General features: G+C 68.1%; 20 protein-coding genes. All 20 read left to right on the forward strand.

What is annotated here, in order from left to right; genetic code table 11:
• The first annotated feature begins 356 nt into the window (after positions 1–356).
• Positions 357–788: a division/cell wall cluster transcriptional repressor MraZ gene (mraZ, locus tag OHB12_RS34690; protein ID WP_039797118.1), complete on the forward strand. Its 432-nt coding sequence runs from the start codon at positions 357–359 to the stop codon at positions 786–788.
• A 184-nt stretch (positions 789–972) separates the two neighbouring features.
• Positions 973–1,947 carry a 16S rRNA (cytosine(1402)-N(4))-methyltransferase RsmH gene (gene rsmH, locus OHB12_RS34695; RefSeq protein ID WP_327114510.1) on the forward strand — a complete coding sequence of 325 codons (975 nt, stop codon included), beginning with the start codon at positions 973–975 and terminating at the stop codon, positions 1,945–1,947.
• Between the two features lie 271 nt (positions 1,948–2,218).
• Positions 2,219–3,046, forward strand: a complete 828-nt coding sequence (locus OHB12_RS34700) for a hypothetical protein (RefSeq protein WP_327114512.1) — start codon at positions 2,219–2,221, stop codon at positions 3,044–3,046.
• The gene (locus tag OHB12_RS34705; RefSeq protein ID WP_327114515.1) at positions 3,043–4,938 is read left to right on the forward strand and encodes a peptidoglycan D,D-transpeptidase FtsI family protein; all 1,896 of its coding nucleotides are present in this window, start codon (positions 3,043–3,045) and stop codon (positions 4,936–4,938) included. Before OHB12_RS34700 ends, OHB12_RS34705 begins: the two co-directional genes overlap by 4 nt.
• Before the next feature lie 203 nt (positions 4,939–5,141).
• Positions 5,142–6,725, forward strand: coding sequence for a UDP-N-acetylmuramoyl-L-alanyl-D-glutamate--2,6-diaminopimelate ligase (locus OHB12_RS34710; protein ID WP_327114517.1), 1,584 nt, complete (start codon positions 5,142–5,144; stop codon positions 6,723–6,725).
• Complete coding sequence (locus OHB12_RS34715) at positions 6,722–8,263, forward strand: UDP-N-acetylmuramoyl-tripeptide--D-alanyl-D-alanine ligase (protein ID WP_327114519.1); 1,542 nt, start codon at positions 6,722–6,724, stop codon at positions 8,261–8,263. The genes OHB12_RS34710 and OHB12_RS34715 overlap by 4 nt, the downstream gene beginning before the upstream one ends.
• Positions 8,260–9,336, forward strand: coding sequence for a phospho-N-acetylmuramoyl-pentapeptide-transferase (mraY, locus tag OHB12_RS34720; protein WP_327114521.1), 1,077 nt, complete (start codon positions 8,260–8,262; stop codon positions 9,334–9,336). The genes OHB12_RS34715 and mraY overlap by 4 nt, the downstream gene beginning before the upstream one ends.
• A 47-nt stretch (positions 9,337–9,383) precedes the next feature.
• Entirely contained in the window at positions 9,384–10,826 is a 1,443-nt protein-coding gene (gene murD, locus OHB12_RS34725; RefSeq protein WP_327121753.1) for a UDP-N-acetylmuramoyl-L-alanine--D-glutamate ligase, read from the forward strand.
• Positions 10,823–12,274 carry a putative lipid II flippase FtsW gene (gene ftsW / locus OHB12_RS34730; RefSeq protein WP_327114523.1) on the forward strand — a complete coding sequence of 484 codons (1,452 nt, stop codon included), beginning with the start codon at positions 10,823–10,825 and terminating at the stop codon, positions 12,272–12,274. The genes murD and ftsW overlap by 4 nt, the downstream gene beginning before the upstream one ends.
• Positions 12,271–13,374 carry an undecaprenyldiphospho-muramoylpentapeptide beta-N-acetylglucosaminyltransferase gene (gene murG, locus OHB12_RS34735; RefSeq protein ID WP_327114525.1) on the forward strand — a complete coding sequence of 368 codons (1,104 nt, stop codon included), beginning with the start codon at positions 12,271–12,273 and terminating at the stop codon, positions 13,372–13,374. The genes ftsW and murG overlap by 4 nt, the downstream gene beginning before the upstream one ends.
• 103 nt (positions 13,375–13,477) lie before the next feature.
• Entirely contained in the window at positions 13,478–15,001 is a 1,524-nt protein-coding gene (gene murC / locus OHB12_RS34740; RefSeq protein WP_327114526.1) for a UDP-N-acetylmuramate--L-alanine ligase, read from the forward strand.
• 6 nt (positions 15,002–15,007) lie between these two features.
• Positions 15,008–15,715: a cell division protein FtsQ/DivIB gene (locus tag OHB12_RS34745; protein ID WP_327114528.1), complete on the forward strand. Its 708-nt coding sequence runs from the start codon at positions 15,008–15,010 to the stop codon at positions 15,713–15,715.
• Positions 15,716–16,068: 353 nt separating this feature from the next.
• A complete protein-coding gene (ftsZ, locus tag OHB12_RS34750) occupies positions 16,069–17,301 on the forward strand; it encodes a cell division protein FtsZ (protein ID WP_327114530.1) in 1,233 nt (410 codons plus the stop codon).
• 244 nt (positions 17,302–17,545) lie between these two features.
• Complete coding sequence (gene pgeF, locus OHB12_RS34755) at positions 17,546–18,274, forward strand: peptidoglycan editing factor PgeF (RefSeq protein WP_327114532.1); 729 nt, start codon at positions 17,546–17,548, stop codon at positions 18,272–18,274.
• Positions 18,275–18,350: 76 nt separating this feature from the next.
• Positions 18,351–19,112, forward strand: coding sequence for a YggS family pyridoxal phosphate-dependent enzyme (locus OHB12_RS34760; protein WP_327114533.1), 762 nt, complete (start codon positions 18,351–18,353; stop codon positions 19,110–19,112).
• A 188-nt stretch (positions 19,113–19,300) separates the two neighbouring features.
• Positions 19,301–20,086, forward strand: a complete 786-nt coding sequence (locus tag OHB12_RS34765) for a cell division protein SepF (protein WP_327114534.1) — start codon at positions 19,301–19,303, stop codon at positions 20,084–20,086.
• Between the two features lie 89 nt (positions 20,087–20,175).
• Positions 20,176–20,478, forward strand: coding sequence for a YggT family protein (locus OHB12_RS34770; protein ID WP_327114535.1), 303 nt, complete (start codon positions 20,176–20,178; stop codon positions 20,476–20,478).
• Between the two features lie 60 nt (positions 20,479–20,538).
• Entirely contained in the window at positions 20,539–21,387 is an 849-nt protein-coding gene (wag31, locus tag OHB12_RS34775) for a DivIVA-like cell division protein Wag31 (protein WP_327114537.1), read from the forward strand.
• A 76-nt stretch (positions 21,388–21,463) separates the two neighbouring features.
• The gene (locus tag OHB12_RS34780; RefSeq protein ID WP_327114539.1) at positions 21,464–21,664 is read left to right on the forward strand and encodes a hypothetical protein; all 201 of its coding nucleotides are present in this window, start codon (positions 21,464–21,466) and stop codon (positions 21,662–21,664) included.
• A gap of 270 nt (positions 21,665–21,934) precedes the next feature.
• Complete coding sequence (gene ileS, locus OHB12_RS34785; protein WP_327114541.1) at positions 21,935–25,102, forward strand: isoleucine--tRNA ligase; 3,168 nt, start codon at positions 21,935–21,937, stop codon at positions 25,100–25,102.
• The last annotated feature ends 443 nt before the right edge of the window (positions 25,103–25,545 follow it).

The raw sequence follows: 25,545 nt of genomic DNA on the forward strand, positions 1-25,545 counted from the left end.
GCCGTCTCATGCCTGCCGCCAGTGGTCGCGCGGATGATCTTCGCGCCGGGAGTTCCGAGCTTCCCCGCATCTCCCCACGTGCATCCCCCACAACACCCCACGCACCGGCCGGGCAGGGCCGCGCGAGAGAGTTTGCTGGGTGTTTTCGGAGGTTTGGTCAGGGGGCCTGCGCGTGTCGGCAGAACTCGCAAGAAGTTCTCCGCCCCGGTGATAGCTGGGATGACCTGCGGAATCGTCTGGGTCGGGAGCCGGATCACCGCATGTTTCGATTGAAAGTGGGGGAAAGTGGGGTAATGTGGAGCGCGTACTTACTGAAAGGGCCGACCAGCGAGGTGATCGACTAGGGAGGTATCGAGATGTTTCTCGGTACCTACACACCGCGCTTGGACGACAAGGGGCGACTCACGTTGCCTGCGAAGTTTCGAGACGATCTGGCGGGAGGGTTGATGGTCACGAAGGGTCAGGACCACAGCCTTGCCGTGTACCCCAAAGAAGAGTTCACCGCGCTCGCCCGGCGGGCCGCGGCCGCGTCTCGAAGCAATCCGCAGGCACGCGCGTTCGTCCGGGCGCTCGCGGCCGGAACGGACGAGCAACGTCCGGACGCGCAGGGCCGGATCGTGTTGTCGGCCGACCATCGTCGCTACGCCAACCTGCAACGGGACTGCGTGGTGATCGGCTCGGTCGATTTCCTGGAGATATGGGACAAGCAGGCGTGGGAGTCCTACCTCGCCGAGCACGAGGAGGACTTCTCGCAAGCCAGAGACGAGTCGCTGGGCGGAATCTTCTAGCCCTGAGCGAGCGAGTGCCGCGCGGTCTCTGCCCGGGCGCGGACCCTGACGTACTTCCCCGACGCCAGGTGCCGAGGTTCGGTCAGAGACCACGGGGCATTCGTATCCGTATCAAAAGCACTGTGTATCAAGGCGACCCGTGTGCGGTACGCGACGACGCGAGGCAGGACTCCGGGAGGTCGAGGTGAACCGTGAACAACACGGCCCCCGCCATGTTCCGGTTCTGCTCGAGCGGGCCGACGCGCTACTCGGTCCTGCCTTGGGCGAGCCGGGCGCGGTCTATGTCGACGCAACCCTGGGTCTCGGCGGGCACGCCGAGCATTTCCTGCACACCTACCCGAACATCCACCTGGTCGGTCTGGATCGTGACACCACCGCGCTGAAGCTGGCGGGCGAGCGGCTCGAACCGTTCGTGGATCGAGTCACGTTGGTGCACACCCGCTATGACGGCATTGCCGACGCGCTGACTCAGGCGGGGCTGCCGACCATCGGCTCGGTCTCGGCGATCCTGATGGATCTGGGTGTCTCGTCCATGCAACTCGACGAGACCGACCGCGGCTTCGCCTACTCCGTCGACGCGCCGCTGGACATGCGGATGGACCCGACGAGCGGTCCCACCGCCGCTGACGTGCTCAACACCTACAGCCACGGCGACCTGGCCCGGGTGCTGAAAACCTACGGGGAGGAACGCTTCGCGGGCCGGATCGCCGCCGAGGTGGTCCGCCGCCGCAGGCAGAAGCCGTTCACCACCAGCGGCGAGCTGGTGGAACTGCTCTACGCCACGATCCCCGCGGCGACCCGCCGCACCGGCGGGCATCCGGCGAAGCGCACTTTCCAGGCGCTGCGGGTGGAGGTCAACCGGGAACTGGACTCGCTGCGGGACGCATTGCCCGCCGCACTCGCCGCGCTGCGAATCGGCGGCCGCATCGTCGTCATGTCCTACCAGTCGCTGGAGGACAAGGTGGTCAAGCACGAGCTCGTGCCGCGCACGGTCTCCAGGACCCCGGTTGACCTGCCGGTCGAACTACCCGGCATGGGGCCGGAGTTCCGGATGCTGACCCGCGGTGCGGAGAAGGCGACCGAGCAGGAGATCGAGGAGAACCCGCGGGCGGCTCCGGTGCGGATGCGCGCAGCGGAGCGGATCCAGGAGGCGCGGTGAGGGACCATCGCGTAGCGCCTTGCCGTGCCGACCGGGTGCGGGTGTCCCGCAGAGATACAGGAGGCGCGGTGAGGGACCATCGCGTAGCGCCTTGCCGTGCCGACCGGGTGCGGGTGTCCCGCAGAGATACAGGAGGCGCGGTGAGGGACCATCGCGTAGCGCCTTGCCGTGCCGACCGGGTGCGGGTGTCCCGCAGAGATACAGGTGGCCGGATGAGACAGCATTGCGCTGCGTCGATCCGGCGTCCCGTGTGGACAGAGGAGGGGAACCGATGAGCGTGCGGACGCGGGCCGTCGAGGCGCCGGGCCGGATCGCCCGGCGGGTACAGGATGCCGAGCGGGTGAAATCCGGTGCGGCGCAGCGGGCTTACGCACGGCGGCGGATACGCGCCGAAGGCCGTTCGGACCGGGCGGTTCTGCCCGTGATGCGGCGCTCGGCGATGGCCGCGCGTATCCCGTTCGTCACGGCCATCATCGCGCTGCTCGGCTGCGGCCTGGCGCTGACCCTGCTGCTGACCACCCGTGCCGCCGAGGATAGCTATCAGCTCGGCGACGCGCGAGCCACCAACCGGAAGCTGGCCGACGAGCGCGCCGCGCTGCAGCGGGAGGTCGAGGCCGCAGACTCGGCGCCCGAGCTGGCCGCGCGAGCGCGCGAACTCGGCATGATCCCGGCAAAGGACCCGGCCCGCCTCGTCATCGCCCCGGACGGCACTGTCACGGTGATCGGCAAGCCGACTCCCGCCCAGGGCGCTCCGGTGCCGCCGCTGAACGTTTCGCCGTCGGCGCGGCCGGGTAGCGTGCAGGCCCGCGGCGAGCGGGTGGTCCCGGTCAGCACCACGCCTGCCGTGCCTGCGCGGGGCCAGACGAACACGGGGCAGCAGAGCGACGTCCAGGTGAACGCCGCGCCCGCGAGTCCGGGCGGTCCGACGCAGATCGGTCCACTGCCCGCCGAGCCGGTGCCGTCGCAGGCAGCGGGCCCGCAGCAGCAGGTGGAAGCATCGCCGCAGCAGGCGGAGGCGCCCCAGCCGGAGGTGGAGGCACCGCAGTCTCCCGTCGAGACGCCGCAGCCGCAGGCTGTACCCGACGGATCCCCACGATGACGCAGACCAGGCCGGCGCCGCGTCGGCGCCGCGGGCCCGCCGGGGCCGGAGCCGGCAGACCGCGCCAGTCCGCGCCGTCCGCCTCGGATGGGCCGCTGCGGCTGCGCCTCGGTGTCGGCCGGGTGGTGATGCTGGTCGCGCTCGCCGTCGTCGCGCTGCAACTGCTGTGGGTACAGAGCGTCGCGGCGCCGGGACTGTCAGCGCGGGCCGCAAGTCAGCGCACCACCCACCAGCCCGACCAGGCGACCCGCGGGCCGGTCACCGATCGCAACGGTAAGTCGCTCGCCTTCACCATCTCTGCCAAAGCCTTGACGTTCCAACCGGTCCGGGTCCGCAAGGAGCTGGCGGACGCCAAAGCCAAGAGCGACAATGCGCCTGATCCGGATGAGCGACTGCGCGCCATCGCGCGCACGATCCACGAGAAGCTCGGTAAGGACGCGCCCGCGGAATCGGACTTGCTCGCGAAGCTGCGCAGCGACGAACAGTTCGTCTACCTCGTCCGCAATGTCGATCCACGGATCGCGGCGGAAATCACCGAGAAGTTCTCGCAAGTGGGCTCCGACCAACAGAGCATCCGGGTGTATCCCGGCGGAGCGCTGGCCGCGAACGTTGTCGGCGCCACCGGGTGGGACGGCCACGGCCAGGTTGGACTCGAGTCGTCGATGGACTCCGCGCTGGCGGGTACCGACGGGTCGCACACCTATGATCGCGGTTCCGATGGCGCGGTCATCCCCGGGAGCTGGCGAGATGAACAGCCCGCGGTGAACGGTTCCGCCGTCGAGCTCACCTTGGACTCGGATCTGCAGTATTACGTGCAGCAGCAGGTGCAGCAGGCCAAGGAGATGTCCGGTGCCAACGGCGCGTCGGCGGTCGTCCTCGACGCCAAGACCGGCCAGGTGCTGGCGATGGCCAATGACAACACCTTCAATCCGGCGCTGGGACCGCAGAATTGGGCAGGCGCCGACTTGAACAATCCGTCGGTCTCGGACGTGTTCGAGCCGGGCTCGGTGAACAAGATCATTATGGCGTCCGCGGCCATCGAGTACGGCTTGACCGATCCCGATGAGGTACTTCAGGTCCCCGGTGAGATCCAGATGGCCGGCGTCACCGTCCACGACGCGTGGTCACACGACGTAGCGCCCTACACCACCACCGGCATCTTCGGCCGGTCCTCCAACGTGGGCACGCTGATGCTGGCGCAGCGGGTCGGCGAGGACCGATTCGCCGACATGATGAACCGGTTCGGGCTGGGGCAGCGCACGGGGATCGGCTTGCCGGGGGAGAGCCCGGGGTTGGTGCCCGACCGCGATCAGTGGTCAGGTGGCACGTTCGCGAATCTCCCGATCGGACAGGGTCTCTCGATGACGACGTTGCAGATGGCGAGCATGTACCAGGCCATTGCCAACGACGGCGTTCGCATACCGCCGAGGATCGTCAGAGCCGAGATCGCACCGGACGGCAGGCGAACCGAGGAACTGCAGCCGGACGGGGTGCGGGTGGTGAGCCCGCAGACCGCAGCGACATTGCGGACGATGTTCCAGGCGGTCATGCAGCGTGACCCGTTGAACGCCGACCAGAACGGCACGGGTTGGCCCGCGGCAATCACGGGCTACCAGGTGGCGGGCAAGACCGGTACCGCGCAGAAGGTCGACCCGGGTTGCCAATGCTATTCGACGTCATCGTTCTGGATCACTTTCGCGGGTATGGTTCCCGCCGACAATCCGCGCTACGTGATCGGCCTCATGCTCGATGCCCCCGAACGCAGCTCCGACGGCAGCGGTGGTGGTTCGGTGGCTCCGCTGTTCCACAGCATCGCCTCGTGGGCGCTGCAACGTGATCGCATTCCTCCTTCGCCGGCGCCCTCCCAGCGTTTCGTGCTGCAGGCGGGGTGATTCGGCTACCCCGCTCGATCCGTGCTCACCCCGGCCTTGTCGGGGGGTTCTCGTGTGCCGCGTGGCGCGGCACGCGCGGGATGGCAGAGCCCGTAGGGTTCGGTGGTGACCTACGACTTTGCGGTGGGGCGCATGGTCCCGCTGTGATCGGTCGCCGGTAACCTGACACGTCGATCGCTGCCCCCGAAAGGAGCCTGGTTTCTGTGCAGTCCGGTCAACCGCGCGCATTGCGGCCAGAGCACTCGCCGACAACGCCGCTGGCGTCGCTGGCCGCCGTCATCGGGGCAGGAGCGAGCCTCGATCCGACTGCGCGTGGGGTGTCGATCACCGGCATCGAGCAGCGCTCGAACGCCGTGCTGCCCGGTGACCTGTTCGCCGCGCTGCCCGGTGCCCGGTCGCACGGCGCCCGCTTCGTGCGAGACGCGGTCGCGCGGGGCGCCGTCGCGGTGTTGACCGACGCGGCGGGCGCGGAGTCGGCGCGGGAGCTGGACGTGCCGGTGCTGGTGAGCGAGAACCCGCGCGCGGTGCTCGGGGAGTTGTCGGCGGCGATCTACGGCAACCCGTCCGAGCGACTGCGCATCATCGGGATCACCGGGACCTCGGGCAAGACGACGACCTCCTATCTGGTGGAGGCCGGTCTGGCCGCCGCTGGGCTGTCCACGGCGCTGATCGGGACGATCGAGACCAGGATCGGCGGCAGGCGGGTGCCCAGCGCGCTGACCACCCCGGAGGCGCCTCAGCTGCATGCGACATTCGCACTGATGGTCGAGCAGGGCGTGGACGCAGTGGTCATGGAGGTGTCCAGCCACGCGCTGGCGCTGGGCCGGGTGGACGGTGTGCGGTTCGCGGTCGGCGCGTTCACCAACCTGTCCCAGGACCACCTGGATTTCCACGCCGACTTCGAGGATTACTTCGCCGCCAAACGCCGGTTGTTCGAACCGGATTCGCCGGTGGCGGCGCGCACCGCGGTGATCTGCGTGGACGACGAGTGGGGGCGGCGGCTCACCGAGGTCGTCGCGAGCCCGATCACCGTGTCCACCAAGCGATCCGCCGACTGGAGCGTTTCCGGCGCGGTGTCGGCGCACGGCGGCGAGCAGGATTTCACGGCCTCTGGTCCGCAGGGGAATGTTTCCGTGCGGCTGCGGCTTCCCGGCCACTACAACATCGCCAACGGGTTGCTCGCGGTCGCCGTGTGCGCCGCGGCGGGGGTCGAGCCGTCGGTCGCCGCTCCCGCCCTTGCGACCGTGGACGTGCCGGGCCGGACGCAGCGAGTGGAGCGCGGACAGGACTTCCTGGCGATCGTCGACTACGCGCACAAGCCCGCGGCGCTGGAGTCCGTGATCGCTACGCTCCGTGGGCATCTCGCGGTGGACACGGTGGGACGGCTCGCCGTGGTCGTCGGCGCGGGCGGTGACCGCGACGCGGGCAAACGACCGCTGATGGGTTCGGTCGGCGCGCGGGGCGCCGATCTACTGATCATCACCGACGACAACCCGCGCACCGAGGACCCTGCGGCCATCCGCGCCGCCGTGCGTTCGGGAGCGATGGACGTGCCCGAGGCCGAGCGCGGCGAGGTGCGCGAGATCGGCGATCGGGCCGAAGCCATTGCGGCAGCGGTGACATGGGCGCACCACGGCGACGTAGTGCTGATCGCGGGTAAGGGACATGAGGCAGGGCAGGAGATCCAGGGCGTGAAGTATCCGTTCGACGACCGCGAGGTGCTCGCGGCCGCATTGGAAAGACGAAGTCCGCAAGGTAACCACGCGGAGGACTTGACGGTTTCATGATCGAGATGACACTGCGGGAGATCGCGGACGTCGTCGGCGGCACGCTGCACGACGTTCCCGACCCGGAGGTGCGAGTGACCGGCGCGGTCGAATTCGATTCGCGCCGAATCGGTTCCGGTGATCTTTTCCTGGCTCTGCCGGGGGCGAGCTCTGACGGCCACGACTACGCGGGTGCGGCGATCGCCGCGGGGGCGGTCGCGGTGCTGGCGGCACGGCCGGTGGGTGTGCCCGCCATCGTTGTCGCTCCCCACCCCGGCTCGGTGCCCGCGAATTCGGTTGCGCTGTCCCATGATTCGGATGGTTCCGGCGCCGCCGTGCTCGCAGCGCTCGCCGCGTTGGCGCGTGCGAGCGTGTCGCGCCTCGTCGCGGACGGCGGTCTCACCGTCGTCGGCGTCACCGGCTCCTCCGGCAAGACCTCCACGAAGGATCTGCTGGCCGCCGTGCTGGCCCCGCTCGGGCCTGTCGTCGCCCCGCCGGGATCGTTCAACAACGAGCTGGGCCACCCATGGACCGCGCTGCGCGCCGACGCCGAGACCCGTTTCCTGGTGCTCGAGATGTCCGCCCGCGGTCCGGGCCACATCGCCGCGCTGGCCGAGGTGGCGCCGCCGAGCATCGGCGTGGTGCTCAATGTCGGCACCGCTCATCTCGGCGAGTTCGGGAGCCGGGAAGCCATCGCCCAGACCAAAGGCGAGCTGGTCGAGGCGCTGCCCTCGACCGGGCTCGCCGTGCTCAACGCCGACGATCCTCAGGTCGCCGCGATGGCCGCGCGTACATCGGCACGCGTGCTGACTGTCGGGCAAGCCGGGAATGCCGACCTCCGCGCCACCGACATCCGGCTCGACGACCAGGCTCGGGCCGAGTTCACTGCGCACACCCCTGCGGGCACCATCTCGGTGCGGTTGGCCGTGCACGGCGAACACCACGTCGGCAACGCGCTGTCCGCGATCGCGGTCGCGCTGGAATGCGGGGCGGATCTGGACGCCGCCGCGCGGGCGCTGTCCGGCGCGCGCGCCGCGTCGGCCCGCCGGATGGACGTGCGGACCACCGCCGACGGGATCACCGTCGTCAACGACTCCTACAACGCCAACCCGGACTCGGTCCGCGCCGCACTCAAAGCACTGGTGAGCATGGCGCGCGCGGGCGAGACGCCGCGGCGCAGCTGGGCCGTGCTCGGCGAGATGGGCGAACTCGGCACGGAATCCGTCCTCGAACACGACGCGATCGGCAGGCTCGCCGTGCGGCTGGACGTCAGCCGCGTGGTGGTGGTCGGCACCGGAAGGCCCTCCCGCGCGCTGCACCAGGGAGCGGTGATGGAAGGGTCATGGGGCGAGGAGTCGGTCCTCGTACCGGATATCGAGGCGGCGATCGCTCTGCTCGACGAGGAAGTCACGGCGGGTGACGTGGTGCTGGTCAAGGCATCGAAATCGGTGGGCCTGTGGGAGGTCGCCGAACATCTGACCGCGGCGGGTTCCGTGGTAGGCCGTCGCGGCGCCGCGACGGGCAGCGGGGCGGGACATGACACGGAGGCAGCAGGATGAGGCAAATTCTCTTTGCCGCGGCGATCGCGCTGACGGTCTCGATCCTGCTCACCCCGCTGTTGATCAAGATGTTCGCCAAGCAGGGTTTCGGCCAGGAGATTCGGGTCGACGGCCCGGCCAGCCACCAGTCCAAGCGCGGCACCCCCACCATGGGTGGCGTCGCCATTCTGGTCGGACTGTGGGCGGGGTATCTCGGCTCTCATCTGATCGGCATCGGCTACGACGCCGAGGGACCGTCAGCGTCGGCGTTGCTGGTCCTCGGTCTGGCAACCGCCCTCGGCGCGGTGGGCTTCGTGGACGACTTCATCAAGATCCGTAAGCAGCGCAACCTGGGGTTGACCGCGGCGGGCAAGTATCTCGGCCAGCTGACCGCGGCCGTGCTCTTCGGCGTGCTCGCATTGCAGTTCCGCGGCGCGGGCGGGCTGACCCCGGCCAGCAGGCACCTGTCCTACGTGCGCGACATCAGCACGGTGACCATGGGCGTCGTGGTGTTCCTTGTTTTCGTGTGCTTCGTGGTGGTCGCCTGGTCCAACGCGGTGAATCTCACCGACGGACTGGATGGATTGGCTGCCGGATCGATGAGCCTGGTGCTCGGCGGCTACGTGATCATCACGTTCTGGCAGTACTATCACGCGTGCGAGACCAAGCCCGAGACCGGCTGCTACAACGTTCGCGATCCGCTGGATCTCGCCCTGGTGTGCGCCGCGGGCGCCGCCGCGTGCGTCGGCTTCCTGTGGTGGAACGCCGCCCCGGCCAAGATCTTCATGGGTGACACCGGTTCGTTGGCGTTGGGTGGCATGCTCGCCGGTCTGTCCATCACCACCCGGACCGAGCTTCTGATGATCGTCATCGGCGCGCTGTTCGTCGCCGAGACGGCGTCGGTGGTGTTGCAGGTCGCGGTGTTCCGTACGACGCGCAACCGGTTGTTCAAGATGGCGCCGTTCCATCATCATTTCGAGCTCAGCAAGTGGGCCGAGACGACGGTGATCATCAGGTTCTGGCTGCTGGCCGCGATGGCCTCGGCCGTCGGTCTCGGTTTGTTCTACAGCGAATACCTCTCTGCGGTCGGGTGAACGAGATGGTCGAACATTCTCCGAAAGCACTGCGTTCACCGGGGCCCATGCTCGAATTCCTCCGCGGCCGGGATGTTCTGGTCGCCGGCTGGGGCGTGTCCGGGCGCTCGCTGGTCGAACCGCTGCACGATATCGGCGCGCGTCCGGTGGTCACCGACGGCGGCGCAGCGGCGCTGTCCGAAGCCGCGGAGCTCGGACTGGACGTGGCCACCTGCGCCGAGCTGGAATCTGCGGACTGGAGCCGGTTCGCCTTGGTGATCACCAGCCCGGGCTGGCGGCCGGACTCGCCGGTGCTCGCCTCCGCGGTGTCCGAGGGCACGCCGGTGTGGGGTGACGTCGAATTCGCCTGGTGGGTCGATCAGGCCAGGATCTACGGTCCGGTCCGCAAATGGCTGGTCGTCACCGGAACCAACGGCAAGACCACGACCACGCAGATGACCCACGCGATCCTGCGCGCGGCGGGTATCGCCAGCGTCGCCTGCGGCAATATCGGCCTTCCGATCCTGGACGCGTTGCGGCGAAGTCCCGGCCCACAGGTGCTCGCGGTCGAGCTGTCATCGTTCCAGCTGCATTGGGCGCCGTCGGTGCGCCCGGAGGCGGGGGTGGTGCTCAACGTGGCCGAAGATCACTTGGATTGGCACGGTGGTCTGGACGCCTACGCCGCAGCGAAGGCGCGAGCGCTGGTTGGCCGGGTCGGCGTGGTCGGTCTGGACGATCCGGTCGCGGCCTCGCTGGTGCGCAAGTCCAAGGCGCGCAGGACGGTGGGCTTCCGCATCGGCGTGCCCGCCGACGGCGAACTCGGCGTGGTCGACGGCAAGCTGCTCGATCGCGCGTTCACCAAGGCCGCCATCCTCGCCGAAGTAGGCGACATCAGCCCGCCCGGCCCCGCCGGTGTCGCCGACGCGCTCGCCGCGTCCGCACTGACCAGGGCAATCGACGTCGCACCGCAGTTCGTTCGCGAGGGCCTGATCGAGCACAAGGTCGGTCCGCACCGTGCCGCGTTCGTGCGCGAGCTGGGCGGAGTCGACTTCGTGGACGACTCCAAGGCCACCAACCCGCATGCCGCGCGGTCATCGATCCTGGCGCACCCGCAGGTGATCTGGGTGGCCGGTGGACAGCTCAAAGGCGCGCACGTCGAGGACCTGGTCGAGGAGGTCGCCGACCGGTTGGTCGCCGCGGTGCTGATCGGCGCCGACGCGCCGGTGATCGCGGCCGCGTTGGCGCGACACGCGCCCGAGGTCCCGGTCGTCGAGCTGCTCGCGGGAGACGATGCAGGGATGGGTGACGAAGCGTCGAGTACCGCCGCGGCCGACGCCGTGATGGCCCGCGCCGTACGCGCGGCAGCTGGATTCGCCCGCCGCGGCGACACCGTGCTGCTGGCTCCCGCTGCCGCGTCACTGGACATGTTCGCCGACTACACGCACCGGGGCCGCAGCTTCGCAGCGGCGGTGCACACCCTGGAAGACGGGGACGTCGGGCGGCAGCTATGACCGAATCGGCGCGGCGCAAACGTACGGCGGCCACTAGGTTCGGGGCCTGGCTTGCGCGGCCGCTCGCGTCGTTTCACTTGGTGGTCACCATCGCCACCCTGCTCACCGTGCTCGGCCTGGTGATGGTGCTGTCGGCCTCCAGCGTCGAGGCGTACGCGGACGGCGGATCGGCCTACTCGCTGTTCATCCAGCAGGCCATGTTCGCCGCGGTCGGGACCGTGCTGTTCTATCTTGCGCTGTGTATTCCGCTGCGTCGGCTGCGGCAGTGGTCGTTCCCGCTGTTCGCGCTGTCGGTGCTGGCGTTGCTGCTGGTGCTCATCCCCGGCATCGGGTCGGAGGTGCAGGGCGCCCGCCGGTGGTTGATGCTCGGGCCGGTCTCGGTGCAGCCGTCGGAAATCGTCAAGGTGACGCTGGTGGTGTGGGGCGCGCACCTGCTGGTCTCCCGCCGCTCCGAGCACGCGGGCCTCAAGGAAATGCTGGTTCCGCTGGTGCCCGCCGGTCTGTTGGTGTGCCTGCTCGTCGTGCTGCAACCGAATCTGTCCACCACCATCGCGCTCGGCGTGGTGCTCGCGGCACTGCTGTGGTTCGGCGGTCTGCCGGTGCGGCTGTTCGTGACGATCGCGCTGTCCGGCGCGATCGCCGCCGGGGTGCTCGCGCTGTCCGCGGGCTATCGCTCGGATCGGATGCGCGCGTTCTTCAATCCCGGTGACGACCCGCAGGGCATCAACTACCAGGCGCGCCAAGCGCTCTACTCGCTGGCCGACGGTGGCATCTGGGGCCGCGGCCTAGGACAGAGCCGGGCCAAGTGGAGCTACCTGCCCAACTCGCACAACGACTTCATCTTCGCGATCATCGGCGAGGAACTCGGCTATCTGGGCTGCGCGCTGGTGCTCGGCCTGTTCGCGCTGTTCGTATACACCGGTCTGCGCATCGCCGCCCGCTCGGTGGATCCGTTCCTGCGGCTGCTCACCGCGACCGCGACGACCTGGATCACCGCGCAGGCGCTGATCAACATCGGCTACGTGGTCGGCCTGCTCCCGGTGACCGGCCTGCAGCTGCCGCTGGTCTCCGCGGGCGGGTCGTCACTGGCCATCACGCTGTTCATGTTCGGCATCATCGCGAACGCCGCCAGGCACGAGCCGGAGGCGGTGGCCGCGCTGCACGCCGGGCAGGACGGTCGGTTCAGCAGGCTGCTGCGGCTGCCCAAACCCGAGGTTTACGCAGCGGGTAGGGGGAGCGTGGCCCGCGCAGGGACCGCCCGGCGCGGCAGGTCGCCTGCCGCTCGCAGGTCGTCGGCGCTGCCGCCCGGCGGTCGCGCGCCTTATGGCGCGGAACCGGCGCGGCGCCGGTCGCCCGAGAGTCGCGGCACCAGCTCGGCGCGTGCCACCAGAGCATGGGAACCCAGTTATCCGGTCAATCACGCAAGAGAACGGGGAAGATCTAGGTGATCTCGGTAATCGTCGCGGGCGGCGGCACGGCGGGCCACATCGAGCCGGCACTGGCGGTGGCGGACGCATTGCGGCGGCTCGACGATTCGATCCGGGTGACGGCGCTCGGCACCGAACGCGGGCTGGAGACCCGGCTGGTTCCGGACCGTGGCTATTCCCTCGAGCTGATCCCTCCGGTTCCGTTGCCGCGCAAGCCCACCGCGGACCTGCTGCGGTTGCCCGGGCGGGTGCGGGCGTCGGTGACCAGGACCCGAGCGGTGATCGACGCGGTCGACGCCGACGTGATCATCGGCTTCGGCGGATATGTGGCCCTGCCCGCGTATCTCGCCGCGGGCACGGGCGTGCTGCGCCGTCGGCGTGCGGTACCGGTGGTGGTGCACGAGGCAAATGCCAAAGCGGGCATCGCGAACAAGATCGGTGCGCGTCGCGCTGTGCGCGTGCTTGCCGCCGTTCCGGATTCGGGCCTGGGGAACGCCCAGGCCATCGGCATTCCGGTGCGCGAATCGATCACGAGCCTGGACCGTGCCGCGCTGCGGGCCGAGGCGCGCGCCCACTTCGGTCTGCCCGCCGAAGGGCCGGTGCTGCTGGTATTCGGGGGTTCTCAGGGTGCGCGAACCCTGAACGAGGCCGTGTCCGCCGCCGCACCGCAGCTCGCCGCGGCAGGCATCTCGGTGCTGCACGCGCATGGGCCCAAGAACACGCTCGCGCTCGCCGATTCCGGCGTGGGCGGCTCCCGCTATGTGGCGGTGCCGTACCTCTCCCGGATGGACCTCGCCTACGCCGCCGCCGACGCGGTGGTCTGCCGGTCGGGTGCGATGACGGTCGCGGAGGTCTCCGCGGTCGGGCTGCCCGCGCTCTATGTGCCGCTTCCGCACGGCAACGGGGAGCAGGAACTCAACGCGAGACCGGTGGTGCGCCAGGGGGGTGGCAGAATTGTCCCCGATTCGGAACTGACGCCCAAGTATGTGACCGATGAGGTGATTCCACTGCTCATGGATCCCGCAGGGCTGATCGAGATGGGCCGGGCCGCCGCAGGCGCCGGGCACCGGGACGCCGCCGACGAGGTGGCGCGGATCGTGATGGAGGTGGCGCGCCAGTGAGCGAGCGTCAGCGAGGTGAAGTCGTGAGCGAGCGATGCGAGCGGACAATGAGCACAGCCGAGTTCTCGGTCATGGCGGAGCCGAGCGCTAGCGAGGTGGAGGCATGAGCGATACCACGGCGAACAGGGTGGGATCAAAGGCCACCACCGAGCGTTCCGCTTTGCCACTGGAGCTGGCGCGGGTGCACATGGTGGGCATCGGCGGGGCCGGGATGTCCGGGATCGCCCGCATTCTGCTCGCCCGCGGCGGTGCGGTCTCGGGTTCCGATGCCAAGGAGAGCCGTGGCGTGCTCGCGCTGCGCGCCCGGGGCGCGCAGGTGCGGATCGGCCACGACGCGACCGCGCTCGACCTGCTGCCGGGCGGCCCGACCGCGGTGGTCACCACCTACGCGGCCATCCCGAAGACCAATCCGGAACTGGTGGAGGCGCATCGGCGCGACATCCCGGTGTTGCTGCGCCCGGCCGTGCTCGCCGCGCTGATGCGAGGGCATCGCACGCTGCTCGTCTCCGGCACGCACGGCAAGACCTCGACCACGTCGATGCTGATTGTGTCGTTGCAACACTGCGGGTTCGACCCGTCCTTCGCGGTCGGCGGCGAGTTGAACGAGGCGGGCACCAACGCCCACCACGGCACCGGGGATATCTTCGTGGCCGAGGCCGACGAGAGCGACGGCTCGCTGCTGCAGTACGACCCGGACGTCGCGGTGGTCACCAACATCGAGTCCGATCACCTGGATTTCTTCGGTTCCGACCAGGCCTACGTCCAGGTCTTCGACGACTTCGCCGACCGCCTTGCCGCGGGCGGACTGCTTGTGGTGTGCCTGGACGATCCGGGCTCGCGGGCGTTGGCCGAACGGGTAGGCGCGCGGCTGGCCGCGAAGAACGTCCAGGTGCTCGGCTACGGATCGGGCGATCTCGCCGACGCGCCGGTCGCGGTGGGCGCTCGGCTGCACAGCTGGGAGCCGCGTGATGTCGGGGGCATCGCCCAGTTCCAGCTCGCCGACGAGGCCGCGCCGCGCACCCTGCGGCTGTCGGTGCCGGGCAGGCACATGGCGCTCAACGCGCTCGCCGCCCTGCTCGCGGCCCGTGCCGCCGGCGCGGACATGGGCGAGATCATCCAGGGCCTGGAGGGTTTCGGTGGAGTGCACCGCCGGTTCCAGTTCGCCGGACGGGAGAACGGCGTGCGGGTCTTCGACGACTACGCCCATCACCCGACCGAGGTGCGCGCGGTGCTCGGCGCCGCCGCCGAACTGGTCCAGCAGGAAGCCCGCGACGGCGCCCGGTCCCGGCAGGGGCGGGTGATCGTGGTCTTCCAGCCGCATCTCTACAGCCGCACCGCGACTTTCGCACAGGACTTCGGCGCCGCGTTGAGCTTGGCCGACGAGGTCGTCGTGCTCGACGTCTATGGCGCACGGGAGAAGCCGCTGCCCGGTGTCAACGGCGCACTGGTGGCCCAGGCGGTCACGAAACCGGTGCACTACCAGCCGGATATGTCCCGGGTCGGTCGTCAGGTCGCGGGGCTTGCCCTGCCGGGCGATGTGGTGATCACCATGGGTGCGGGCGATGTGACCATGCTCGGCAGTCAGATCCTCGACGGGCTACGGGCGCGGCCCCAGCACGGACGGTGACCCGGAGTGCGCGGGGTCGGGCGATCCGCGGCTGATCGGTTCGACGCGGGCGAATGGCGCCGGATTCGATGGTGGGCGTTGCTGAGTGTGTGCGTTCTTGCGGTGGTCGGGGTTGTCGCCTGGTTTACGCCGGTGCTCTCGGTGCGCACCGTGCGGATCGAGGGTGTGTCCGCGGTGCCCGAACAACAGGTGCGCGATCTGGTCGAGATTCCGTCCGGTCGCTCTATGCTGCGGATCGACACCACTGCGATCGCCCGACGGGTTGCGGGCATTCCGAAAGTGCACACGGCGCGGGTGCAGCGGGTCTTTCCGTCCACGGTCCGGGTGACAGTAGTGGAGCGCGTTCCGGTGTTGTTCTACGTCAGCCCGCAGGGCGCGCATCTGCTGGACGCGCAGAGTGTGGAATTCGCGATCGAGGCCGCCGCGCCGATCGGCGTGCCGAAGGTGGTCACCGATCATCCGGGCAGCGACGACCCGGTGACTCGCGCCGCGGTTTCGGTGCTCGCCGTTGCGCCCGTTGCACTGGGTATCCAGGTGGGTGAGGTTGTCGCACGGTCCATTTCGGATATTTCCCTGAATCTGAAGGACGGTCGCACGGTACTCTGGGGTGGGGCAAATGATGCCGAACGCAAGTCGGCGGTCGTGTTACCGCTGTTGACGCGCCCCGGAACGGTGTTCGATGTTTCGAGTCCGAATCTGGTCACGGTAAGGTGATCCACACCCATTGTGCCCAGGGAATTTTCGGTGGTCCGGGACGAGTTCCGACGCCGAGAAGGGGCCCTGGGGGCAACCGTTCACCATACGATGTGTGGAGCGGCGAGACGAGCGGGATCACACAAGATTCTGACTTTCGTTTCGGCGCGCCTGCGCGCGTATCGCGCCGGCTGCGAATAGCGTTCCGCACCAGTCGGATACTTGACATTACGCTAACCCTATGGTTCAGGTTTAGGGTTTGCCGAGCCGCGGGTCGCTTCCCTGAAGCGACCCGACCCACGGATCGGGTCGAAAAGGCAACGTGCCGAGAATCCGGAAACGACAGGCTTTAGATCGAAGGAAGGCCAGAGCCCATGACGCCCCCGCACAACTACCTTGCGGTGATCAAGGTCGTCGGTATCGGCGGCGGCGGTGTGAATGCCGTCAACCGGATGATCGAACAGGGACTCAAAGGTGTCGAGTTCATCGCGGTCAACACCGACGCACAGGCCCTGCTGATGAGCGATGCCGACGTCAAACTCGACGTCGGCCGCGAGCTCACCCGCGGTCTCGGAGCCGGCGCCGACCCCGAGGTCGGCCGTAAGGCCGCCGAGGACCACAAGGACGAGATCGAAGAGGTGCTCAAGGGCGCCGACATGGTCTTCGTCACCGCGGGCGAGGGCGGTGGCACCGGTACCGGCGGCGCCCCGGTCGTCGCGCAGATCGCGCGCAAGCTCGGCGCGCTCACCATCGGCGTGGTGACACGTCCGTTCTCGTTCGAGGGCAAGCGGCGCGGCAATCAGGCCGAGGTGGGCATCAACCTGCTGCGTGAGTCCTGCGACACGCTCATCGTTATTCCGAACGACCGGCTGCTGCAGCTCGGCGACGCGGCGGTGAGCCTGATGGACGCGTTCCGCTCCGCGGACGAGGTGCTGCTCAACGGTGTACAGGGCATCACCGACCTGATCACCACCCCCGGCCTGATCAACGTCGACTTCGCCGACGTCAAGAGCGTGATGTCGGGCGCGGGCAGCGCATTGATGGGCATCGGTTCGGCGCGCGGCGAAGGCCGTTCGGTCAAAGCGGCCGAGTCCGCGATCAATTCGCCGCTGCTCGAGGCGTCCATGGACGGCGCGCACGGTGTGCTGCTGTCGATCGCGGGCGGGTCGGATCTGGGCCTGTTCGAGATCAACGAGGCGGCGTCGCTGGTGCAGGAGGCCGCGCACATCGAGGCCAACATCATCTTCGGAACCGTGATCGACGACTCGCTCGGCGACGAGGTGCGGGTCACCGTAATCGCCGCGGGCTTCGACGGCGGCGGCCCCGCCCGGCGCACCTTCGACGCCACGAGCCGGAGCACCATCGGTTCGGCGCGGTCCGGCGAGATCGGGCAGAGCCGCACCAGCGAGGTCGCGGCGCGCAGCACCGACGCAACGGCGAGCACCAGCAGTCGAGGCTCGGTGCCGAGCTATCGCGACACCGAACGGCCGCGCCCGCTGTCCGAGCCGACCGTCGCGAACAATTCGCGCTCGCACATCCAGCCGCCGGATGCCGACGGCGACGATGACGACGACGTGGACGTGCCGTCCTTCATGCGGAGGGGCTAGCAGCTGGAAAGTGGTTCCGGCGAAGGCCGGGACCGAGCTCGGAATTGTGGTGAGCTCCCGGCCTTTGGCCGGGATGCGCGGGGTAAGCGGGGCACAGTGGGTCGGTGCCCCGGGTGGGGCAAGCGATATCGTGAAAGTCGGCGTAGGGGGAGTGCGTTTCGTGATCCGAAGACAGTGCGGGGGATCAATCCGACCCTACGTGGGCATTTCCTCGGCGCTCGCTCAGCGCTACTAGGCTCGTCGCATGACTGTTGCGGCGATTACTACTGTTCGACGGGTCACGACGACCAGGGCTGGGGGCTTCTCGGCGCCGCCGTACGACTCGTTCAACCTAGGCGACCACGTCGGTGACGATCCGGCGGCGGTGCGGCGCAATCGGGATCGGCTGGCCCAAGGGATCGGCCTGACGCCCGACCGCCTGGTGTGGATGGAACAGATTCACGGTCGCAACATCGAAATCGTCGACGGCCCGAGGCAGCAGCCGGTTCCCGCGACCGATGCCCTGGTCACCACCGTGGCAGGTCTCGCGCTCATCGTACTCACCGCCGACTGCGTCCCCATTCTGCTGTCCGATGACGAGGCGGGCGTGATCGCGGCGGTGCACGCCGGACGCATCGGCGCCCGCATCGGCATCGTTCCGCGCGTGCTCGACGCCATGGTGTCCGTCGGTGCACGCCTGGACCGCATCGGCGCCTTCCTCGGGCCCGCCGCTTCCGGCCGCCAGTACGAAGTTCCCGCCGCGATGCGCGACGATGTCGAGGCGCACCTGCCAGGCAGCGCCACCACCACCGTCCGCGGCACCCCCGCGCTCGACCTGCGCGCCGGAATCTCCCGGCAGCTCACCGAGGCCGGGGTCGCCGGGGTCGCCGTCGACCCCCGCTGCACCATCGAGGACCGCACTCTGTTCAGCCATCGTCGTGGAGCTCCGACCGGCCGGATCGGCGGGCTGATTTGGCGGGAGGCCATAGCGTGAGGAAGCGTCGACGAGTGAGCGGAGGGCGCGGGGCGCAGTCGCGCATGACGGAGCCGAGCGTCAGCGAGGTGCCCTGATGAGCGCCGAGGCCGAGACTGTGGTGTCCGAGGCGCACGCGGCCAGAACCGCCGAGTTGAAAGCCAACCTGTCGGGTCTGCTCGCGCGGGTCGACGCGGCCTGCGCGGCGGCGGGCCGGGCTCCGGGCTCCGTGCGGCTGCTGCCGGTGACGAAATTCTTCCCTGCCTCCGACGTGGCGATCCTGCATCGGCTCGGTCGACGCGAGTTCGGCGAGTCACGCGAGCAGGAAGCCACCACCAAGGTGACGGCATTGCGTGACGAAGGACTCGCCGACATCAGCTGGCACATGATCGGGCGGTTGCAACGGAACAAGGCGAAGGTCGTGGCCCGTTGGGCGCACACCGTCCACTCGGTCGACAGCGAACGTCTGGCAACCGCCCTTGACGCCGGTGCGCGGGCCGCGTTGGACGCCGGGGATCGTACCGGTCCGGTTCGGGTATTGCTCCAGGTGAGCCTGGACGACGACACCACGCGCGGCGGTGTGCCTGCGCACGATCTCGCCGCGCTCGCCGAACAGGTCGCCGCCGCGCCGAGATTGCGGCTGTCCGGTCTGATGGCGATTCCGCCCTTGGGGGCGGAGTCTGATGCGGCATTCGCACGAATTGCGATGTTGCACACTCTGCTGTTGGCCGATCATCCGGACGCGACGGAACTTTCCGCGGGAATGTCCGGCGATCTGGAATCGGCGATCGAACACGGTTCGACGGTTGTGCGTGTCGGTACCGCCTTGATGGGCGCTCGGCCGATAACCTCGGCGTAGCAAAGAAACCTCATCAGTCACATTCGACACATATGCTGGGGACTGACGAGGGGCTGAGCAAGACTTCAACACCCGGCCGCCACCGGGGCCGAAGGAAGGTCGACCAGAATGAGCGAGCGCAGCGAACGAATAATCGACGCAGCCACCTTCGTGGTCATGACGGCGCCGAGCGACAGCGAGGCGCGGTCATGAGCACGCTGCACAAGTTCAAGGCGTACTTCGGCATGGTTCCGCTCGAGGATTACGAAGACGACTACGTCGACGACCGCGCCCCTCGGGGTGTGGACGAGCGCGGCGCGCGCCGGCCGAGGCCCCGTGACTACTCCGACCGCGACGGCTATGCCGATCGTTACGGCGAAGATCGTTACGGTGCGGACCGTTTCGACGACGTCGAATACCCGGAGCCGGCCTACAAGTCGCCGTACAAGGCGGCGGGGTACCCGGTGTCGCGGCGCGACGACTACGCCGACGAGCCCTACGGTGCCGACCGGTACGAGGCGTCGCGACGTCCCACCCGGATCGAGTCCGCCCCGTCGGGCCGGTTTCGTGCGGGCGGGAGTGCGCAGGTGCTGCGCGGAGCCACCCGGGGTGCGCTCGCCGTCGATCCCGACGCCGAGGAGCGCAGGCTGGAGGAGCGCGTGCGTCCCGAGCCCGCCCCGGTGCGGCGGCCCGGGATCTTCGAGGACGGAGGCCCCTTGTCCAAGATCACGACGCTGCGCCCGCGCGACTACAGCGAGGCACGGATCATCGGCGAGCGCTTCCGTGAGGGCAACCCGGTGATCATGGACCTGGTCGAACTGAGCAACGCCGACGCCAAGCGTCTGGTCGACTTCGCCGCTGGCTTGGCGTTTGCCCTGCGTGGCTCCTTCGACAAAGTCGCGACGAAAGTGTTCCTGCTCTCACCGGCTGATGTCGATGTATCGGCCGAAGAACGCCGACGCATCGCCGAAACCGGCTTCTACAACCAGAAATAAGGTCGTGATGTGGGGGGTGAAGCAGACCGGTTGCCGGTGGTTCGGCGCGGTCATTTTGCGCGACGCGATTTTTGCGGCAGAGTGAAGTCGTGGCCTTGTTCGCGGTGCTGTACTTCGTACTGTTCATCTTCTGGCTGTTGCTGATCAGCCGAGTGATCATCGAGTTCATCCGTAGCTTTGCCCGCGACTGGCGGCCGACCGGTGTCGTGGTCGTCGTGCTGGAGGTGATCTTCACGATCACCGACCCTCCGGTGAAACTCCTGAGGCGATTGATACCTCCCGTGTCACTGGGGGGAATTCGCCTGGATCTGTCGATAATGGTCCTGCTTTTCATCGTGTTCATCTTGATGTCGATCGTGGGCAGGCTCGGACAACCGGTAGCTCCGGTGTGACAGAATGGGCCGAGACGACAGCTTGCTAGATCTCCAAAAGACGCGCGAAGGGATCCTTCCATGCCGCTGACCCCAGCCGATGTGCACAACGTCGCGTTCAGCAAACCACCGATCGGGAAGCGCGGCTACAACGAGGATGAAGTCGACGCCTTCCTGGATCTCGTGGAGCAGGAGCTTTCGCGTCTGATCGAGGAGAACGCCGATCTACGCCAGCGGGTCGCCGAATTAGACGCGGAACTGGCCGACGCCAAGAAGAATCGGGGTCCCGGCGCGGTGAACACCGCAAAACCTCCGGTGCCGCAGGCGCCGCCGCCGGAACCGATCAAGCCCCCTGTCCCGGTCGCGCCGCCCGCTCCGATGCAGGCGCCGGTGGCCAAGGACGCGCCGGGCGCGGACGCGAACTTGCAGGCCGCCAAGGTGCTCAGCCTCGCCCAGGAGATGGCGGATCGGCTGACCAGCGACGCCAAGGTCGAAGCGGAGAACCTGCTGTCGAACGCACGGGCGAATTCGGAGCGCCTGGTCGGTGACGCCCGAACTCGGTCGGAGGCCATGATCGCCGACGCCCGTCAGAAGTCGGACGCGATGCTGTCGGACGCGCAGACCCGGTCGGACAGCCAGTTGCGCCTGGCCAAGGAGAAGGCCGACGCCCTGCAGGCCGACGCGGAACGCAAGCACACCGAGATCATGGCGACCATCACCCAGCAGCGCACCGTGCTGGAGGGCCGGATCGAGCAGCTCAAGACGTTCGAGCGGGAGTACCGGGTGCGCTTGAAGTCGTACCTGGAGTCGCAGCTCGAGGAGCTGGAGAACCGTGGCTCGGCCGTCCCGGTCGACGGCGGTGAGGCGTTCGCCGACGCCAACACGGCGAACAACCTCGCGCCCGCCTCCTTCGCCAAGGGTGGCAAGTAGCGCGCCTCGCTCCGAGCGCAGCAGTTCATACCATTAGAGGAACTGTCGAGCCGCCTGGCATGCCTTGGGGGTCATCATGCTCGTCTTGACGCTCGTTCTTGCCGCGATCGGCTTCGCCATGCTCGTGGCCGCGCTCACCACCGGATCGGTGCTCTGGGCGTGGGGATGCATCGTCGTGTGTGTCATCGGTGCTGTTCTGCTGCTGGTGAGCGCCCTGTCTATGCGGAGGCCGGAGAGTGAATCCACGCCGCCTCCTGGTCGTCATGCCAAACGGTAACCTGCCCTGCAAACTGGGTTGACCGCTCTGGCTAGAATCAAACATGAATACGGCAGCGATCCGGCCATCACCGGGGAGTCTTCGGAAGAACGGCGGTACGGCCCTCGGGTCGGACGCTCAGTAGAACCGAACGGGTGAGCCCGTCACAGCTCCCAATGAGAGGTCCGGCGAGTCCTGCGCCGGACAAGCGGGGTGGTACCGCGGTTTCGGCGCACCGGGCGCTGTCATCGTCCCCGTGCCAACGACACGGCACGAGGAGACGCATCCGCGATGGCGGACCACACTTCCAGCCCCAGCGCGTACCCACGGGTCGACCTCGGCGTCGGCAACGGGACATCGTTCCCCGAGATGGAGCGCCGTGTGCTCGACGCATGGGCGGCCGCCGACACCTTCCGCGCAAGTATCGAAAACCGTTCCGGCGCATCGGAGTTCGTCTTCTATGACGGTCCGCCCTTTGCGAACGGTCTGCCGCATTACGGCCATTTGCTCACCGGGTATGTCAAGGACCTCGTCCCACGTTTCCAGACCATGCGCGGCAAGAGGGTCGATCGCCGATTCGGCTGGGATTGCCACGGATTGCCGGCGGAAATCGAAGCGGAAAAGCAGCTCGGTATCACGGACAAATCACAGATCGACGCAATGGGTCTGGCGGAATTCAACGCGGCTTGTAAATCGTCGGTGCTGCGCTACACCGGGGAATGGCGCGACTACGTGACGCGCCAAGCCCGCTGGGTCGACTTCGACAACGACTACAAGACGTTGGATACCAACTTCATGGAGTCGGTGATGTGGGCGTTCAAGTCGCTCTACGACAAAGGCCTGATCTATCAGGGCTTCCGGGTGCTTCCCTACAGCTGGTACGAGCAGACGCCGTTGTCGAATCAGGAGACCCGGCTCGATGACGCGTACAAGATGCGTCAGGACCCCGCGGTCACCGTCGACATGGTGCTGCGTGTATCCGCCGACCATCCGCTGCGCGAACTCGACGGTGCCAACGCGCTGATCTGGACGACCACGCCGTGGACACTGCCGTCGAACCTGGCGATCGCGGTGCACCCCGACATCCGCTACGTGCACCTGCGCGCGGCCGACGGCAAGCGCTATCTGCTGGCCGCCGAGCGGGTCTTGCACTACGCGCGAGAGTTCGGTGAGGACCCCGAGGTGCTCGGCGAGTACGACGGCGCGGCGCTGGCCGACCTGTCCTATGCTCCGCCGTTCGACTTCTTCCTCGGCCACCCGCACGCGCACCGTGTGCTCACTGCCGACTACGTGACCACCGACTCCGGCACCGGAATCGTGCATCTCGCCCCGGCCTTCGGCGAGGAGGACATGGATGTGGCCACGGCCAACGGAATCGAACTGGTGCAGCCGTTGGATCCGGGCGGCAAGTTCACCTCGATGGTGCCGCCGTATGAGGGCCTGATGGTGTTCGACGCCAACCCGGTGATCATCAAGGACCTCAAGTCCGCGGGAAAGCTGCTGCGGCACGAGACGATCGAACACTCCTACCCGCACAGCTGGCGCTCCGGCCAGCCGCTGATCTACATGGCGGTGCCGTCCTGGTTCGTCGCGGTGACCACCTTCCGTGACCGGATGGTCGAGCTGAACAAGCAGATCACCTGGGTGCCCGAGCATATGAGGGATGGTCAGTTCGGCAAGTGGCTCGAAGGCGCGCGGGACTGGAACATCAGCCGCAACCGCTACTGGGGCAGCCCTATCCCGGTATGGCTCTCCGACGACCCGTCCTATCCGCGCGTCGACGTATACGGCTCTCTCGACGAGCTGGAACGTGACTTCGGCGTGCGCCCGACCGACCTGCACCGGCCGACGATCGACGAGCTCACCCGGCCGAATCCCGATGATCCGACCGGCAAGTCGACCATGCGCCGGGTACCGGAGGTGCTGGACTGCTGGTTCGAGTCCGGCTCGATGCCGTTCGCCCAGGTGCACTATCCGTTCGAGAACAACGAGTGGTTCGACACCCACTTCCCCGGCGACTTCATCGTCGAATACAACGGGCAGACCAGGGGCTGGTTCTACAACCTGCACGTGCTGTCCACCGCGCTCTTCGACAGCCCTTCCTTCAAAACCGTTGTCGCCCATGGCATCGTGCTCGGCGACGATGGACTGAAGATGAGCAAGTCCAAGGGCAACTACCCGGACGTGAACGAGGTGTTCGACCGGGATGGCTCCGACGCCATGCGCTGGTTCCTGATGAGCTCGCCGATCCTGCGTGGCGGCAATCTCATCGTCACCGAGCGCGGCATCCGCGAGGGCGTCGGCCACGCGCTGCGGCCGCTGTGGAACACGTGGACCTTCCTGCAGCTGTACGCGTCGAAGCCCGGGTCGTGGCGAACGGACTCGACCAACGTGCTGGACCGCTACATCCTGGCGAAGCTGGCGCAGACCAGGGACGTGATGACCGAGGCGTTGGAGGTCTACGATATCGCCGGCGCCTGCGAGGAGTTGCGCTCGTTCGCCGACGCGCTGACCAACTGGTATGTGCGCCGGTCGCGTTCGCGGTTCTGGAGCGAGGACCGCGACGCGGTGGACACCCTGCACACGGTGCTGGAGGTGGTCACCCGGCTGGCCGCGCCGCTGCTGCCGTTGCTCACTGAGGTGATCTGGCGCGGTTTGACCGGCGGTGACTCGGTGCATCTGGCCGACTGGCCTGCGGGAGCGGAGCCTGCGGAGCGACCAGAAAAGGCAGCGGATGTGCTTCCCCACGATCCGGAACTGGTCGCCGCCATGGACGAGGTGCGCGTGGTGTGCTCGACGGTGTTGAGCCTGCGCAAGGCACAGAACCTGCGGGTGCGGCTGCCGCTGGCCGAGGTCACCATCGCCGCGGCCGACGCCGAGCGGTTGGCGCCGTTCGCGGACATCATCGCCGACGAAGTCAACGTCAAGAAGGTGGATCTGACCACCGACGTGGACATGCACGGCCGCTTCGAGCTGGTGGTCAACGCCCGCGCCGCGGGTCCGCGCCTCGGCAAGGACGTGCAGACGGTGATCAAGGCGGTCAAGGCGGGGGAGTGGTCCGAGGACGCCGACGGTGTGGTGACCGCGGCCGGAATCACCCTGCTGCCAGAGGAATACACCCAGCGCCTTGTCGCGGCCGAGCCGGAGTCCACCTCGGCACTGCCCGGCAACGCGGGCCTGGTGGTGCTGAACTCGGTGGTCACCGAGGAACTGGAGGCCGAGGGCTGGGCCCGCGACCTGATCCGAGACCTGCAGGAGACCAGGAAGTCCTCCGGTTTGGACGTCTCCGACCGCATCACCGTGGTTCTCGACATCCCCACCGAGCGGGCGGCGTGGGCCGAAAACCACCGCGCCCTGATCGCGGGCGAGATCCTCGCCACCACAGTCATATTCGGTGACGCAGGCCCCGACGCCGTCGATCTCATCGGTGGCGTGCGGGCGAAGGTCACCAAGGCCTGACGGCCGAGGGCGAACCAGTCGGGGCGGGACCGAAAGGTCCCGCCCCGAGCTGTAGGAGCGGTCGCCCTGTTCGTGGTCGTTTTCCTCGAGCCGGATGAGGTAGGCGCGCCGCTCGCAATCCGATTGCGAAAGGCCATCGGTTCTCTGTGCTGTCTCTTCGCCTGCCATGCGAGGTGGCGGTGCTGTCGACGGTCGTCCAGATGTCCGGGAAGCGGTCCGAGCGAGGGTGAATATGTGAGTTAGATCACATGCTGAGAATTTGCTGATCCAAAGGTTTAGAGCATGGGTGCGCGGCATAATCGCCATGTTGCTGCTGTTGCTCGGGTCAACTCCTGGGGCGGCAGTGTCTATTCGCGGAGTTGTCCTACCTGAAATGCGCTGCGTCGGGCGCGTATTTGCCGGGCGCGGTGACTGCGGCCCCAGGGTGACCACCCTGGTGCTGT

This window comes from Nocardia sp. NBC_01730 (genome assembly GCF_035920445.1).
Classification (GTDB): Bacteria; Actinomycetota; Actinomycetes; order Mycobacteriales; family Mycobacteriaceae; genus Nocardia.